This window comes from Streptomyces sp. ATCC 21386 (assembly GCF_018728545.1).
Classification (GTDB): Bacteria; Actinomycetota; Actinomycetes; order Streptomycetales; family Streptomycetaceae; genus Streptomyces.
In genome coordinates, this window is sequence record NZ_JAAVVL010000001.1 from 2,212,412 (window position 1) to 2,227,143 (window position 14,732).

12 protein-coding genes and 1 riboswitch are annotated in these 14,732 nt (G+C 72.3%); of the genes, 9 read left to right on the forward strand and 3 right to left on the reverse strand.

The window, feature by feature from the left end; genetic code table 11:
• Positions 1-230 precede the first annotated feature (230 nt).
• The 4 genes from GWK25_RS09600 (at position 231) to GWK25_RS09615 (ending at position 5,081) form a co-directional block, all read left to right on the forward strand.
• Positions 231-1,607 (forward strand): pitrilysin family protein, encoded by a 1,377-nt coding sequence (locus GWK25_RS09600; protein WP_215449360.1) that lies wholly within the window; start codon positions 231-233, stop codon positions 1,605-1,607.
• On the forward strand, positions 1,604-2,992 hold the full coding sequence (locus tag GWK25_RS09605) for a pitrilysin family protein (RefSeq protein ID WP_215449361.1): 1,389 nt from the start codon (positions 1,604-1,606) through the stop codon (positions 2,990-2,992). The genes GWK25_RS09600 and GWK25_RS09605 overlap by 4 nt, the downstream gene beginning before the upstream one ends.
• 203 nt (positions 2,993-3,195) lie before the next feature.
• Positions 3,196-3,370: riboswitch (cyclic di-AMP (ydaO/yuaA leader) on the forward strand.
• 12 nt (positions 3,371-3,382) lie between these two features.
• The gene (locus GWK25_RS09610) at positions 3,383-4,171 is read left to right on the forward strand and encodes a M23 family metallopeptidase (protein ID WP_215449362.1); all 789 of its coding nucleotides are present in this window, start codon (positions 3,383-3,385) and stop codon (positions 4,169-4,171) included.
• Positions 4,172-4,376: 205 nt separating this feature from the next.
• Positions 4,377-5,081, forward strand: coding sequence for a GntR family transcriptional regulator (locus GWK25_RS09615; protein ID WP_215449363.1), 705 nt, complete (start codon positions 4,377-4,379; stop codon positions 5,079-5,081).
• A gap of 168 nt (positions 5,082-5,249) precedes the next feature.
• On the opposite strand, the gene GWK25_RS09620 is transcribed toward GWK25_RS09615, so the two are convergent.
• Positions 5,250-5,531, reverse strand: a complete 282-nt coding sequence (locus GWK25_RS09620; protein WP_037700813.1) for an HPr family phosphocarrier protein — start codon at positions 5,529-5,531, stop codon at positions 5,250-5,252.
• A gap of 201 nt (positions 5,532-5,732) precedes the next feature.
• On the opposite strand from GWK25_RS09620, the gene GWK25_RS09625 reads away from it, so the two are divergent.
• The 4 genes from GWK25_RS09625 (at position 5,733) to GWK25_RS09640 (ending at position 11,430) form a co-directional block, all read left to right on the forward strand.
• Entirely contained in the window at positions 5,733-8,828 is a 3,096-nt protein-coding gene (locus tag GWK25_RS09625; RefSeq protein WP_215449364.1) for a bifunctional GNAT family N-acetyltransferase/acetate--CoA ligase family protein, read from the forward strand.
• A 97-nt stretch (positions 8,829-8,925) separates the two neighbouring features.
• A complete protein-coding gene (locus GWK25_RS09630) occupies positions 8,926-9,513 on the forward strand; it encodes a DUF5998 family protein (protein ID WP_184900191.1) in 588 nt (195 codons plus the stop codon).
• Positions 9,513-10,700 carry an alkaline phosphatase family protein gene (locus GWK25_RS09635; RefSeq protein WP_215449365.1) on the forward strand — a complete coding sequence of 396 codons (1,188 nt, stop codon included), beginning with the start codon at positions 9,513-9,515 and terminating at the stop codon, positions 10,698-10,700. Before GWK25_RS09630 ends, GWK25_RS09635 begins: the two co-directional genes overlap by 1 nt.
• Positions 10,701-10,782: 82 nt before the next feature.
• Positions 10,783-11,430: a thymidine kinase gene (locus GWK25_RS09640; RefSeq protein WP_215449366.1), complete on the forward strand. Its 648-nt coding sequence runs from the start codon at positions 10,783-10,785 to the stop codon at positions 11,428-11,430.
• A gap of 33 nt (positions 11,431-11,463) precedes the next feature.
• Here the strand turns inward: GWK25_RS09640 and GWK25_RS09645 are convergent, their stop codons facing one another.
• Positions 11,464-12,291: a VOC family protein gene (locus GWK25_RS09645; RefSeq protein WP_215449367.1), complete on the reverse strand. Its 828-nt coding sequence runs from the start codon at positions 12,289-12,291 to the stop codon at positions 11,464-11,466.
• Positions 12,292-12,613: 322 nt separating this feature from the next.
• Here GWK25_RS09645 and GWK25_RS09650 point away from each other — a divergent pair, with 322 nt between their 5' ends.
• Positions 12,614-13,441 (forward strand): sulfurtransferase, encoded by an 828-nt coding sequence (locus GWK25_RS09650; RefSeq protein WP_215449368.1) that lies wholly within the window; start codon positions 12,614-12,616, stop codon positions 13,439-13,441.
• Positions 13,442-13,608: 167 nt separating this feature from the next.
• On the opposite strand, the gene sepH is transcribed toward GWK25_RS09650, so the two are convergent.
• Entirely contained in the window at positions 13,609-14,643 is a 1,035-nt protein-coding gene (gene sepH, locus GWK25_RS09655) for a septation protein SepH (protein ID WP_215449369.1), read from the reverse strand.
• Positions 14,644-14,732: the final 89 nt, after the last annotated feature.

Consider the following 14,732-nt stretch of genomic DNA (forward strand, 5'->3'; position numbering starts at 1 on the left):
CCCTCCCGGGCCGCCGCGTCAACGGCGTGCGCCGACTGTAACCAGTGACCGTCGCCCGCAACCGCCGTCTCGCTCTCGGCGTACCGGCCCCGGGAACTTCTCCAGGCGTCCGCGCGCTTGCATACAGTGGCAGGACCGGCAGGAAAACAGCGGATTCCGCGACGATTCCACGTTCGGACAGACCGCGGATTCCGCGACCACAGCACAGCGATCGAAGGGACGTACCGCCCATGGGTCACACGGCCACAGCCGAGGCCGGCTCCGAAGGCCTGACAGTGAGGGAGCACCGCCTGGACAACGGCCTGCGTGTGGTGCTCTCCGAGGACCACCTGACCCCGGTCGCCGCGGTGTGCCTCTGGTACGACGTCGGCTCGCGCCACGAGGTCGAGGGCCGTACGGGCCTCGCCCACCTCTTCGAGCACCTGATGTTCCAGGGCTCCGGCCAGGTCAAGGACAACGGCCACTTCGAACTGGTCCAGGGCGCGGGCGGTTCGCTGAACGGCACGACCAGCTGGGAGCGCACCAACTACTTCGAGACCATGCCCACCCACCAGCTGGAGCTCGCGCTGTGGCTGGAGGCCGACCGCATGGGCAGCCTGCTGCTCGCGCTCGACCAGAAGAACCTGGACAACCAGCGGGCCGTCGTCAAGAACGAGCGCCGCCAGCGGTACGACAACGTGCCCTACGGCACCGCCTTCGAGAAGATCTTCCGCCTGGCCTACCCCGAGGGCCACCCGTACCGGCACACGCCGATCGGTTCGATGGAGGACCTGGAGGCGGCCAGCCTGGAGGACGCCCAGCAGTTCTTCCGGACCTACTACGCGCCCAACAACGCGGTCCTGTCGGTCGTCGGCGACATCGACCCCGAGCAGACGCTCGCGTGGATCGAGAAGTACTTCGGCTCCATCCCGTCCTACGACGGCAAGCCCGCGCCCCGTGACGGCGCGCTGCCCGATGTCATGGGCGAGCAGCAGCGCGAGGTCGTCGAGGAGAACGTGCCCGCGCGCGCGTTGATGGCCGCCTACCGGCTGCCGGAGGACGGCACGCGCGCGTGCGACGCGGCCGACCTGGCACTCACCATCCTCGGCGGCGGCGAGTCCTCCCGCCTCTACAACCGGCTCGTACGCCGTGACCGCACGGCCGTCACGGCCGGCTTCGGGCTGCTGCGGCTCGCCGGAGCCCCCTCCATGGCGTGGATGGACGTGAAGACCTCCGGCGACGTCGAGGTGCCCGTCATCGAGGCCGCCGTCGACGAGGAGCTGGCCCGGTTCGCGGCCGAGGGCCCCACGGCCGAGGAGATGGAGCGCGCCCAGGCTCAGTTGGAGCGCGAGTGGCTGGACCGGCTCGGCACGGTCGCGGGCCGCGCCGACGAACTGTGCCGCTACGCGGTCCTGTTCGGCGACCCGAAGCTCGCCCTGACGGCCGTCGACCGGGTCCTGGAGGTGACGGCCGACGAGGTCCAGGAGATCGCCAAGGCCCGCCTGAGGCCCGACAACCGCGCGGTGCTCGTCTACGAGCCCGTCGCGGGCGAAGAGAGCGCCGAAGAGGAGACCGCCGCGGCCGAGGCCGCCGAAACCACCGACGAGACCGAGGAGTCGGCGAAGTGACCGAGCTCGCGACCATGGACTTCCACCCGCAGCCGCAGGCCGGCGAGGCCCGGCCCTGGGCGTTCCCGGCGCCCGAGCGCGGCACCCTGGACAACGGCATGACCGTGCTGCGCTGCCACCGGCCCGGCCAGCAGGTCGTCGCGGTGGAGGTGCTCCTCGACGCTCCCCTGGACGCCGAGCCCGCCGGCATCGAGGGCGTCGCCACCATCATGACCAGGGCCTTCTCCGAGGGCACCGACAAGCACACGGCAGAGGAGTTCGCCGCCGAGCTGGAGCGCTGCGGCGCCACCCTCGACTCGCACGCCGACCACCCCGGTGTGCGGCTGTCCCTCGAAGTGCCGGTGTCGCGGCTGGAGAAGGCCCTCGGCCTGCTCGCCGACGCCCTGCGGGCGCCGGCGTTCGAGGACGCGGAGATCGAGCGGCTGGTGGCCAACCGGCTCGACGAGATCCCGCACGAGACGGCCAACCCGGGCCGCCGGGCCGCCAAGGAGCTGTCCCGGCAGCTGTTCCCGGCCACCTCCCGGATGTCGCGGCCCCGCCAGGGCACCGAGGAGACCGTCGAGGGCATCGACTCCGCGGCCGTACGCGCCTTCTACGAGCGCCACGTGCGCCCCGCGACGGCCACCGCCGTGGTCGTCGGCGACCTCACTGGCGTCGACCTCGACGCCCTGCTCGCCGACACCCTGGGCGCCTGGACCGGTTCCCCGGGCGCGCCGCGGCCCGTGCCGTCGGTGACCGCCGACGACACGGGGCGCGTGATCATCGTGGACCGGCCCGGTTCCGTGCAGACCCAGTTGCTCATCGGCCGCGTCGGCGCCGACCGGCACGACCGCGTGTGGCCGGCGCAGGTGCTCGGCACCTACTGCCTCGGGGGCACCCTCACCTCCCGCCTGGACCGCGTCCTGCGCGAGGAGAAGGGTTACACCTACGGCGTGCGGGCGTTCGGCCAGGTGCTGCGGGCCGCGCCCGACGGTTCGGGCATCTCGATGCTCGCCATCAGCGGTTCCGTCGACACCCCCAACACCGGTCCGGCGCTCGATGACCTGTGGACGGTGCTGCGCACCCTCGCGGCCGAGGGCCTGACCGACGCCGAGCGCGACGTCGCCGTGCAGAACCTCGTCGGGGTGGCACCCCTCAAGTTCGAGACGGCCGCGGCCGTGGCGAGCACGCTGGCCGACCAGGTCGAGCAGTACCTGCCGGACGACTACCAGTCGACGCTGTACCGCCAACTCGCCGCCACCGGCACCGTGGAGGCCACCGCGGCGGCCGTGAGCGCCTTCCCGGTGGACCGTCTGGTGACCGTCCTCGTCGGGGACGCAGCGCAGATCGAGGAGCCCGTCAGGGCCCTCGGAATCGGCGAAGTCACCGTCGTCCCGGCCGAGTAGGGGGCGACCGGACGGACGCGTGTCAGTGGGGCCCTGGTGACGGAACAGTCACCAGGGCCCCTGTTTGTCCGTATTGATGGCGGAGGTTGTGTGTCTGCCCTGTGGCGTAGTTAACAAATCCTGTGATCCGTTTGTTATTTCGAAGACGTCCCACTTAGCGTCGGTCCGGCTGTTCGTCAGAAGTTCGCCGCAGCCGCGGCACCGGACAGTCATCGCCGAGTCCCCACATGGCGCGAGCCAGGGGAGCCGGGGACCCATCACAGTCCCTGGGGTGAATCGGGTGCCCTTCGCGGAGCGACGCGAAACGAGGGGTGGCCGTAGGAGACCTTCCTGCTCCGAACCCGTCAGCTAACCCGGTAGGCGAGAAGGAAGGAAAGGACCAGCCACTTCATGGCGTTCACCCGCGCCCCCGGGAAGCACCGCCGTCCGAGCCGTGTGCAGCGCGCGACCACGAGGAACGTGGGCGTGGCCGCTCTCACCACCACCGGCGTCTTCGGCACCCTGGCCGGCCCCGCGCTCGCCGCGGAGGAGCCCGCCGTCGAGCAGACCGGCCTGAACCAGATCATCACCCTCGGCGACACGGTCGCCGACCAGGTCGACGCCCAGGCCGCCGCCCAGGAGCAGGCGGCCGAGGTGGCCGCGGTGAAGAAGAAGGCACAGGAGGAGGCCAGGAAGGCCGCCGCCGAGAAGGCCGAGCAGGAACGTGCCGCCGCCAAGGAGCGCGAGGAGATCAAGGCCCGCGCCGCCCGCGCGGCCGAGCGTGAGCGCCTCAACGCCTATGTCGCCCCCATCAGCGGCTCCTACATCTCCACCGGCTACAAGACCGGCGGTGCCGTCTGGTCCTCCGGCAGCCACACCGGTGTCGACTTCCACGCCGCGTCCGGCACGGCCGTCCTCGCGGTCGGCGCCGGCACCGTCGTCGAGGCGGGCTGGGGCGGTGCCTACGGCAACAACATCGTCATCAAGATGAACGACGGCACCTACACCCAGTACGGCCACCTGTCGTCCATCGGCGTCTCCGTCGGCCAGACGGTCACCCCGGGGCAGCAGATAGGCCTCTCCGGGGCGACCGGCAACGTCACCGGGGCGCACCTGCACTTCGAGGCCCGGACGACGGCCGAGTACGGCTCGGACATCGACCCCGCCGCGTACCTGCGTTCGCACGGCGTGAACGTCTGACGCGTACCCGACGCTTCCCTGGAGGCCCCGGCTCACCGAGCCGGGGCTTTCCTCGTTCGCGCATACCCGCCGTGTGACGTAGCTCCTGTCCAAAAAATATCCTCGGATTCCGGTCCGCCATCGGAAATTCCCGCCCGCTGCAATAGAGTCGCTGGAACACACGTCAATCATCGACGTTTCACGGGGATTAAGGCGGAGGTCGGTCATGCGTATTCCGGCGCACTCGGTATGCACGGCGATCCGTGATGACATCGTCGCGGGTGTCTACGAGCGCGGCAGCCGGCTCACCGAGGAACTGCTCGCCCGCCGGTACGGCGTCAGCCGGGTGCCCGTGCGCGAGGCCCTGCGCACGCTGGAGGCCGAGGGGTTCGTGGTGACCCGTCGGCACGCGGGCGCGTGCGTCGCCGAGCCGACCGAGCAGGAGGCTGCCGACCTGCTGGAGATGCGCATGCTGCTGGAGCCCCTGGGGGCCGCCCGCGCCGCGCAGCGCCGTACGGAGGCGCACCTCAAGGTGTTGCGCGGCCTGGTCAGGCTGGGCCAGGAGCGGGCCAGGAGGGGCAACAGCGAGGATCTGCGCTCCCTGGGCGGCTGGTTCCACGAGACGCTCGCACAGGCGTCCGGCAGCCCTGCCCTGACCTCGACACTCGCCCAGCTGCGGCACAAGATCGCCTGGATGTACGCGGTGGAGGCGCCGTCCGACCCCGTGGAGTCGTGGGCGGAGCACGGCAGCATCGTGGACGCGGTCGCGCGCGGCGACAGCGACCGGGCCCGGACGATCACGTCCCTGCACACCGAGCGGGCCACCGCCGCGCACCGGCTCCGATTTCCGGCCGGGGGCGGCGGGGCGGAGCGTCCGGAGCGTGTGAGGACTTCGCAACACCCCGTAAACATGCCGAGCCTGCGGCATTAACACGTACGCCGTATACAAAGAGGGAAGAATTCCGAGGGGCATTTTTTCTGCTGCCCGCAGACCGGAAATAAGAGGTAAATGCGAAGGGCCCGTCCGATAAAATGGACGAGCCCTTCGATGTGTGCGGGGGTGGCCTTTCAGGCCTTTCCGCTCGGGTTACCTGGTCGCTCAGACCGTCTCGGGGAGTTCTTCCAGCCCCTCGGCGACGAGCTTCGCCAGACGGTCGAGCGCGACGTCCGCGCCCTCGGCGTCGGAGGCGAGCACGATCTCCTCGCCGCCCTGGGCGCCGAGGCCCAGGACCGCGAGCATGGAGGCCGCGTTGACGGGGTTGCCGTCGGCCTTGGCGATCGTCACGGGGATACCGGAGGCCGTGGTGGCCCGGACGAAGATGGATGCGGGGCGGGCGTGGAGGCCCTCGGCCCAGCCGACGTTGACGCGGCGCTCAGCCATGTGATGCTGCCCTTCAGGTGTCTCGGGTGCTGCAGAGAGGTCTAGACCGGGTTGTCTAGACCAGTTTCCCATATGGGGCGACGTACCGGAACGGGCCCACGGCCTGACCACGAACCGGCTGTCGCGCTTGTGTTGTGCTTCTGTCGTGCCACCCCAGACTGCCCCGCGCCGTTGTCGGACGCGAGCCGTACTCTGGGGCCCATGCAGACCTCGTCGGACCGGCACGAGTACCCCGCCCACTGGGAGGCCGACGTGGTGCTGCGCGACGGCGGCACCGCACGCATCAGGCCCATCACCGTTGATGACGCCGAGCGTCTCGTCAGCTTCTACGAGCAGGTCTCGGACGAGTCGAAGTACTACCGCTTCTTCGCGCCGTACCCTCGCCTGTCCGCCAAGGACGTCCACCGCTTCACGCACCACGACTTCGTGGACCGGGTGGGGCTCGCCGCCACCGTCGGCGGCGAGTTCATCGCCACCGTACGCTACGACCGCATCGGCGCCGACGGCATGCCCGCGTCCGCGCCCGCCGACGAGGCCGAGGTCGCCTTCCTCGTGCAGGACGCCCACCAGGGCCGCGGCGTCGCCTCCGCCCTGCTCGAACACATCGCCGCCGTGGCCCGCGAGCGGGGCATCAGACGCTTCGCCGCCGAGGTGCTGCCGGCCAACAGCAAGATGATCAAGGTGTTCACCGACGCCGGGTACCAGCAGCAGCGCAGCTTCGAGGACGGCGTCGTCCGACTGGAGTTCGACCTGGAGCCCACCGACCGCTCCGTGGCCGTCCAGCGGGCCCGGGAGCAGCGAGCCGAGGCCCGGTCCGTCCAGCGGTTGCTCGCCCCCGGCTCGGTCGCCGTGATCGGCGCGGGGCGCACACCGGGCGGAGTGGGCCGCAGCGTGCTCGCCAACCTCCGGGAGGCGGGGTTCACCGGGCGGCTGTACGCGGTGAACAAGGCGCTCGGGGAGGACGAGAAGGAGCTCGCCGGGGTCCCCGCGCACCGGTCCGTCACCGACATCGAGGGGCCCGTCGACCTCGCGGTCGTCGCCGTCCCCGCCGCCCACGTCCCCCAGGTCGTCGCCGAGTGCGGGGAGCACGGGGTGCAGGGCCTCGTGGTCGTCTCCGCCGGATACGCCGAGAGCGGGCCCGAAGGCCGCGAACGCCAGCGCGAACTGGTGCGCCAGGCTCGCACGTACGGCATGCGCATCATCGGGCCGAACGCGTTCGGGATCATCAACACCGCCCCCGACGTCCGGCTCAACGCCTCGCTCGCCCCCGAGACCCCGCGCTCCGGGCGCATCGGTCTGTTCGCCCAGTCCGGCGCCATCGGGATCGCGCTGCTCTCCCGGCTGCACCGGCGCGGGGGAGGGGTCACCGGGGTCACGGGCGTCTCCACGTTCGTCTCGTCCGGCAACCGGGCGGACGTCTCCGGGAACGACGTCCTGCAGTACTGGTACGAGGATCCGGACACCGATGTCGTCCTGATGTACCTGGAGTCCATCGGCAACCCTCGTAAGTTCACCCGACTCGCCCGGCGCACGGCCGCGGTCAAGCCGCTCGTGGTGGTGCAGGGGGCGCGCCATGGCTCCGCGCCCCTGGGGCACGCCGTGCGCGCCACCCAGCTGCCGCACACCACCGTGTCCGCGCTGCTGCGCCAGGCCGGGGTGATCCGGGTCGACACGATCACGGAACTGGTCGACGCGGGGCTGCTGCTGGCCCGGCAGCCGCTGCCGGCGGGGCCGCGGGTGGCGATCCTGGGGAACTCCGAGTCGCTCGGGATGCTCACGTACGACGCGTGTCTCTCCGAGGGGCTGCGACCGCTGCCGCCGCTGGACCTGTCGACGGGGGCCTCGGCGCGGGACTTCCACTCGGCGTTGTCGCGGGCCCTCGCCGACGACTCGTGCGACGCGGTGGTGGTGACGGCCATACCCGCGCTGGGCGAGACGTCGCCGGGGGACGCGGCCCTGGCGGAGGCCCTGCGGTCGGCCGCCGCCGCGAACCCGTCGAAGCCGGTGCTGGTCGTCCACGTGGAGCTGGGCGGCCTCGCGGAAGCGCTGTCGGCCGCGGCCAGCACGGCCCCCCAGTCCACCGACAGGCCCCTCGGCGCGGGCCCGGAAGGCGTCGCGAGGCCGAAAGACGTCGCGAGTCCGGAAGGAACCGGTGAGGCGGTCGGGACGACGGACCGGCAGGCATCCGCAGGGGCGGACGGGATCCAGCGGGCGGACGCGACGCGGCGGGCGGCGGGAACGAGCGCGGCCGCGGTCCCGCCCGGCGGCGCGACGAACCCCGCCGGCTCCGGCGCGGCAGGTCAGGGAGCTGCGGGCGCCGGCGAGGCCCGCCCGGGTGCGGCGCTTCCCGGCGCGGCAGGTGGACGGGGCGGGGCCGTGTCGGAAGGTACGGGTGTGGAGCCCGGGGCGGCGATGCCGCCGGCGTCGGGCGGGTCTCGGCTCATCCCCGCCTATCCCGCCGCCGAGCGGGCCGTTCGGGCGTTGTCCGAAGCCGTGAACTACGCCCAGTGGCGGCGGGAGGCGGCGGAGCCGGGGCGGGTGCCCGAGTACGAGGACATCGACGAGAAGGGCGCTGCCGAGCAGATCGACGCGCTGCCGGCCAGGGGAGAGGGGCTCACCCTCGGCGAGGACGAGACGGGCGCGCTGCTCGCGCGGTACGGCATCCGTCTGCGGCAGGCGCGCCCCGCGCCGACGCCCGACGAGGCCGCGAGGGCGGCGCGGCTCATCGGCTATCCCGTCGCGCTCAAGACGACCGCCCCCCACCTGCGGCACCGGGCCGACCTCGGCGGCGTACGGCTCGACCTGGCGGACGAGGAGCAACTGCGGCGGGCGTACGCCGAGTTGACGGAGCTCTTCGGGGGCCCGGACGAGCTGCGTCCGGTCGTGCAGGGCATGGCTCCGCGCGGCGTCGACACGATCGTGCGGACGGTGGTGGACCCGGCGGCCGGAGCGGTCCTCTCGTTCGGTCTCGCCGGCCCCGCGTCGCAACTGCTCGGCGACATGGCGCACCGCCTGATCCCGGCCACCGAGCGGGACGCGGCCGCACTGGTCCGCTCGATCCGGACCGCACCCCTCCTCTTCGGCTGGAGGGGCTCGGCCCCCGTGGACACCGAGGCCCTGGAAGAGCTGCTGCTGCGGGTGTCGCGGCTGGTCGACGACCACCCCGAGGTCGTGGCGGTCTCCCTGGAGCCCGTCGTGGTGGCCCAGCAGGGCCTCAGCGTGCTGGGCGCCACCGTCCGGCTCGCGCGCCCGCCCGTCCGCGACGACCTCGGCCCGAGGACCCTGCCCGTGTACTGAGAGCGCGTCGCACGACCCCCACGTTGATCCGTCCACGACAGAACGGAGACGGCAGAGCGGTCCCTCGCAGTCAGTGCGCCCCCGTAGGATGGACGTCATGGCCAAGACCAGTACGACGACCCAGGGGCTGCGTGCGGCGATCGAGCGCAGCGGCTACTACCCGGCCCTCGTGGCCGAGGCGGTGGAGGCCGCTGTCGGCGGCGAGGCCATCAAGTCGTACCTGGTCCATCAGGAGACGACGTTCGACGCGAACGAGGTGCGGCGCCATGTCACCGTCCTCGTCCTCACGGGCAACCGCTTCATCGTGAGCCACACCGACGAGCAGGCCGCGGACAGCACCTCGCCGACGCCGTACGCCACGACGTCGACCGAGTCGGTGAAGATCGGCCGGATCTCGTCGGTCGTGCTCAGCCGGGTCGTCGCCAACCCCGAGTCGTACACCCCGGGCACCCTGCCCCGCGAGGTCGTCCTGACCATCGGCTGGGGCGCCGTCTCCCGCATCGACCTGGAGCCCGCCGCCTGCGGCGACCCCAACTGCGAGGCGGACCACGGGTACACGGGCAGTTCGACGGCGGACGACCTCAGCCTGCGCGTCAGCGAGGCCGGGGACGGCCCGGAGACCGTCCGCCAGGCCCTGGCCTTCGCGCAGTCCCTCTCCGAGGCCACCGCGGACACCGCCCGCTGATGGCGCTGCCCACCTGGGACCACCCGGAACCCCTGGCCCTCGGCTCCGCCCCCGTCCCCGAGTACGGCGCCGGTTCGCTCGCCGACCTCCTGCCCACCCTCGCGGCGGGCATGGGCGTTCCCGACACGACCGCCTCGATACCGGAACTGACGGGGACCGACCGGGCCTGTGTGTTCCTGGTCGACGGCCTGGGCTGGGAGCAGCTGAAGGCGCACCCCGACGAGGCGCCCTATCTGACGGCCCTGCTGGCGTCCTCGCGCGGCGGCACCGGCCGCCCCATCACCGCGGGATACCCGGCCACCACCGCGACCTCCCTCGCCTCCGTGGGCACCGGCCTCCCCCCGGGTGCGCACGGTCTGCCCGGCTACACGGTCCGCAACCCGCAGACCGAGGAGCTGATGAACCAGCTCCGCTGGCAGCCATGGACCTCGCCGAAGGCGTGGCAGCCGTACCCCACGATCTTCCAGCTCGCCGACCGGGCGGGTGTGCACACCGCCCAGGTCACCTCCCCGGCCTTCCAGAACACGCCCCTCACGCAGATCGCGCTGAGCGGAGGCACCTTCCACGGCCGCCTCTCCGGCGAGGAGCGCATGGACCTGGCCGCCGAGCAACTGGCCGCCGGGGACCGCGCCTTGATCTACACGTACTACTCCGAGCTGGACGGCGCGGGGCACCGCTTCGGTGTCGACTCCGACGCGTGGCGCGGCCAGCTCATGCACGTCGACCGGCTGGTCCAGCGTCTGGCCGAGCAACTCCCGCCGCGCACCGCCCTGTACGTCACCGCCGACCACGGCATGCTCGACATCCCGTTCGACGAGCGGCACCGCATCGACTTCGACGAGGACTGGGAGCTGCGCGCCGGGGTCGCCCTGCTGGGCGGCGAGGGCCGGGCCCGCCATGTCTACGCGGTGCCGGGCGCCGAGTCGGACGTCCTGACCTGCTGGCGCGAGGTGCTCGGCGAGCAGTTCTGGATCGCCTCGCGCGACGAGGCCGTCGCGGCGGGCTGGTTCGGCCCGCACATCGACGAACGCGTGTACGCCCGCATCGGGGACGTGGTCGCGGCGGCCCACGACGACGTCCTGATCGTCGCTTCCGAGCGGGAGCCCAAGGAGTCGGCGATGGTCGGCAACCACGGTTCGATGACCCCCGTCGAACAGCTGGTCCCGCTCCTCGAAGTACGCTCCTGAGAGGCCCTGCCGCCGCCCACCACGCCCGCCCTCCGGACCCGCCGCCCCCTCGCCCTCCTCGCCGAAAGGTGCTCAACTCGCCATGCCCGAGCTGGTGTTCTTCTCCGGAACCATGGACTGCGGGAAGTCGACGCTGGCCCTCCAGATAGAGCACAACCGCTCGGCGCGCGGCCTCCAGGGCATGATCTTCACGCGTGACGACCGCGCGGGCGAGGGCAAGCTGTCGTCACGACTGGGCCTCGTCACGGACGCCGTGGAGGTCGAGGACGGCCAGGACCTCTACGCCTATCTCGTCGACCACCTCTCCCAGGGGCGCCGCGCGGACTATGTGATCGCCGACGAGGCCCAGTTCCTCGCCCCCGGGCAGATCGACCAACTCGCCCGCGTCGTGGACGACCTGGGCCTGGACGTGTACGCCTTCGGCATCACCACCGACTTCCGTTCCAAGCTCTTCCCCGGCTCCCAGCGGCTGGTCGAGCTGGCCGACCGCGTCGAGGTCCTCCAGGTCGAGGCCCTGTGCTGGTGCGGTGCTCGCGCCACCCACAACGCCCGCACCATAGGCGGTCAGATGGTCGTCGAGGGCGCCCAGGTCGTCGTCGGCGATGTCAACCAGCCCGACGACATCGGCTACGAGGTCCTCTGCCGCCGTCACCACCGCCGCCGGATGACGGCCGCCACGGCCCACGCGAGTGCCCTTTCCCCGGACGTCCTCCCGGTCGAGACGGTCTGACCCGAGCGGTCCGGCGCCGGCCCCCGCCCCGGTTCACTCGACCGTGTGACCGTCCCCGTCGGCGGTCCGGTCTTCCGTGCGCACCACCGCGAACTTCGCGCCCTCCGGATCGGCCAGGGTGGCCACCGGGCCGTGCGGGGTGTCATGGGCCGGTTCGAGGACCTGGCCGCCGAGTTCGATGACGCGGTCGGCGGCCTCGTCGGGGTCGGCCACCTCGAAGTAGGTCAGCCAGTGGGGCCCCCGGTCCCGGGGGAGCGCGCTGCCGACGCCATGGATGCCGGCCACCGGGCGGCCCCCCACGCGCAGGGTGATGTAGTCGAGGTCGGTGGAGACCACCGGCTCCTCCTCGTAGCCGAAGACCGTCTCGTAGAACTTGGCCACCAGCGAGCTGTCGACGGTGAGGAGTTCGTCCCACGCGGGCGTTCCAGGGACGCCGGTGATGTCCGCGCCGAGGTGTCCCGCCGCCTGCCAGACGCCGAAGACGGCGCCCGCGGGGTCGGAGGCGATCACCAGCCGGCCCGCGTCACCGGCGTCCAACGGGCCCACGCCGACGGTGCCGCCGCAGTGCCGCACGGCCTCCGCCGTCCGGTCCGCGTCGGCCGAGGCGAAGTAGGGCGTCCAGGCGATGGGGAGATGACGGTCCGGCGGCAGCTGGCCGATCCCCGCCACCTGCCGCCCGTCGAGCAGGGCCCGCACGTACGGGCCGAGCTGCTGGGGGCCGGGCTGGAACTCCCAGCCGAACAGCGCCCCGTAGAACTCCTGGGTCGTGGCCGTGCCGTGCACCATCAGACTCACCCAGCAGGGTGTGCCCGGTGGATACACGGTGCCGTTCAGGCCGGTCGACCCCCGTGCCTCGGTCATCGTCACTCTCTCCTCGGCCCCTGGCGGTGGCCGTGTCCGTCGCCCTCGGTACGCGTGTACCGCGTCCACGCGCGATCACGCCCCGTGCCGATGCTCGCACCACCCGTAGCGCCGAGGGTCCGCGCCGCACCGCCGCTCGACGCGCGGGTACGCGAGGATGCCCGGCTCGCCGGTCCAGGCTCTCGTCCAACACCGCCGCCGTATGGTGTCCGTCAGTTGTACTGCTCGTGCCTGATCCCGTACGCCCGGTGATCGGCACCGCTCGGCGGGCAGAGTAGCGGGAGCCGGGCGAGGCGGCCACCCCGTGCGCGAGGATGGGGCCATGAACGCCATCATCTCGGCCCCCGAACTCGCCAACGAGCTGGCGGGAGCCCGTCCGCCGGTGATCCTGGACGTCCGCTGGCAGTTGGGCGGCCCCAACCTGCGCCCCGAGTACGAGAAGGCGCACATCCCGACAGCCGTCTTCGTCGACCTGGACGCCGAGCTCGCCGGTCCGGCCGGTTCCGGCGGCCGCCATCCGCTGCCCGACCTGGACGGTTTCGGTACGGCGATGCGGGCGGCCGGTGTCTCGGCCGACCGTGCCGTCGTCGTGTACGACGGCGGGCTCAACTGGGCCGCAGCGCGCGCGTGGTGGCTGCTCCGCTGGGCCGGCCACCCCTCGGTGCGGGTCCTGGACGGCGGTCTGGCGGCCTGGACGGGCGCGCTGACGGCGGAGATCCCGGAGCCCGCCCCGGGGACCTTCGAGCCCGTTCCCGGCGCGCTGCCGCTGCTCGACGCGGACGGCGCCGCGGCGCTTGCCCGCACCGGGCTGCTCCTGGACGCGCGGGCCGCCGAACGCTACCGGGGCGACGTGGAACCCATCGACCCGGTCGGCGGGCACATCCCGGGCGCGGTGTCGGCCCCGACCACGGAGAACGTGGCCGAATCCGGCCTCTTCCGGACCGCCGCCGAACTCACCGACCGCTTCAAGGGACTCGGCGCGACCGCCGACTCCGAGGTCGGCGTGTACTGCGGTTCCGGTGTCTCCGGCGCCCACCAGGTGCTGGCGCTGGCCGTGGCGGGAATCCCGGCGGCCCTCTACGTGGGCTCGTGGTCGGAGTGGTCCCGGGACGGCGACCGCCCGGTGGCCACCGGACCCGACCCCCAGTGACCTGGCGCTGACGGCACGTGTGGGGCCCACGTCTGAACGACGTGGGCCCCACACACGTATGAATGACCGATCCCGCACCTCGCGATGGCACCCGAGACCCGTACCCGAGAGAAACGGATCTGCTGCTGGAAGGAGCGACCGCTCGGACCCCCACCGTCGGAGGCCCGCTACTCCTGTTTCTTGCGTCTCGTACCGAAGACGATCTCGTCCCAGCTCGGCACCGCGGCGCGCCGACCCGGTCGGACGCCGTCCGCCTCGGCCTGGCGGTCGGTGGCACCGATCAGCCGGTCCCGGTGACCGTTGACCGACCGTGGCATGAGGACGTCCGCGTAGGCGGAACCGGCCGAGGCAGCGGGAGCCGCGGACTCCTCCTCCGCAACTTCCTCGACGGAGACGGAGTCCTCCTGCGGTTCGGCGGAGGGCAGTTCGGGCACCACCAGGTCGCCCCGGTAGCTGGGGACGGCTTCCAGGATGCTGGTGAGCGAGTCGCGCTCGCTCACCATCTCCTCGTCGGCCTCGGGCGGCGCGGGCAGGACGGGACGTTCCGCCTGGCGGTCCAGGGGGCGGTCACGGGGCAGCCGCGCGATCCTCGGCACGAACGGGAAACTCGGCTCGGGCGTCCCGAGGTCGTCGGATTCGCCGATCAGCGACCGCGCCTCGTCGTCGACGGCCTGGACGAGCCGCCGGGGCGGGTCGTAGGTCCAGCTCGCCGAGTGCGGTTCACCCGCGACGCAGTACACCAACAGCACTTCCCAGGTGCCGTCGTCGCGGCGCCACGAGTCCCACTGGACGGTGTCCTTCTCGGCACCGCGCAGCAGCAGTCGCTCCTGGACGGCCTCGCCGAGCTGGGGTCCCGCGGCGTTCTCGCCGGGGCGGCGGACCGGGGTCTTGCGCGCCCGCTCTGCCATGAAGGCACGCTCGGCGAGGACGGGACCCTCGAACCGGCGGACCCGGTCGACGGGAATGCCGGCGAGCTGCGCGACCTCCTCGGCCGTGGCACCCGCGCGTATCCGCGCCTGGATGTCACGAGGCCGGAGATGGCTCTCCACCTCGATCTCGATCTGGCCGAGGCGGGGACGGTCGCCGCGCACGGCGGCACGCAGCCGCTCGTCGATCGGCAGCGTGTACTCCGTGGAATCGGCAGCCTTCAGCACCAGCCGTGTGCCGTCATTGGAGACGGCCACGACACGCAGTTCGGGCATGGGGACCTCCCGGGTGGTGCCTGCCGACGTCACGTGCGTCGCTGCTTCCGCTAGTCGAGTGTGGCCTGCCCGGGTGCAGCCTGCCACAA

What these genes read in the sequence shown, in the direction of transcription:
- GWK25_RS09630 (WP_184900191.1), top strand. Translation starts at nt 8,926, where the DNA reads ATGGCCAAGACCAGTACGACGACCCAGGGGCTGCGTGCGGCGATCGAG.
- GWK25_RS09620 (WP_037700813.1), bottom strand. Translation starts at nt 5,531, where the DNA reads ATGGCTGAGCGCCGCGTCAACGTCGGCTGGGCCGAGGGCCTCCACGCC.
- sepH (WP_215449369.1), bottom strand. Translation starts at nt 14,643, where the DNA reads ATGCCCGAACTGCGTGTCGTGGCCGTCTCCAATGACGGCACACGGCTG.
- GWK25_RS09625 (WP_215449364.1), top strand. Translation starts at nt 5,733, where the DNA reads ATGCAGACCTCGTCGGACCGGCACGAGTACCCCGCCCACTGGGAGGCC.
- GWK25_RS09600 (WP_215449360.1), top strand. Translation starts at nt 231, where the DNA reads ATGGGTCACACGGCCACAGCCGAGGCCGGCTCCGAAGGCCTGACAGTG.
- GWK25_RS09610 (WP_215449362.1), top strand. Translation starts at nt 3,383, where the DNA reads ATGGCGTTCACCCGCGCCCCCGGGAAGCACCGCCGTCCGAGCCGTGTG.
- GWK25_RS09640 (WP_215449366.1), top strand. Translation starts at nt 10,783, where the DNA reads ATGCCCGAGCTGGTGTTCTTCTCCGGAACCATGGACTGCGGGAAGTCG.
- GWK25_RS09650 (WP_215449368.1), top strand. Translation starts at nt 12,614, where the DNA reads ATGAACGCCATCATCTCGGCCCCCGAACTCGCCAACGAGCTGGCGGGA.
- GWK25_RS09635 (WP_215449365.1), top strand. Translation starts at nt 9,513, where the DNA reads ATGGCGCTGCCCACCTGGGACCACCCGGAACCCCTGGCCCTCGGCTCC.
- GWK25_RS09615 (WP_215449363.1), top strand. Translation starts at nt 4,377, where the DNA reads ATGCGTATTCCGGCGCACTCGGTATGCACGGCGATCCGTGATGACATC.
- GWK25_RS09645 (WP_215449367.1), bottom strand. Translation starts at nt 12,291, where the DNA reads ATGACCGAGGCACGGGGGTCGACCGGCCTGAACGGCACCGTGTATCCA.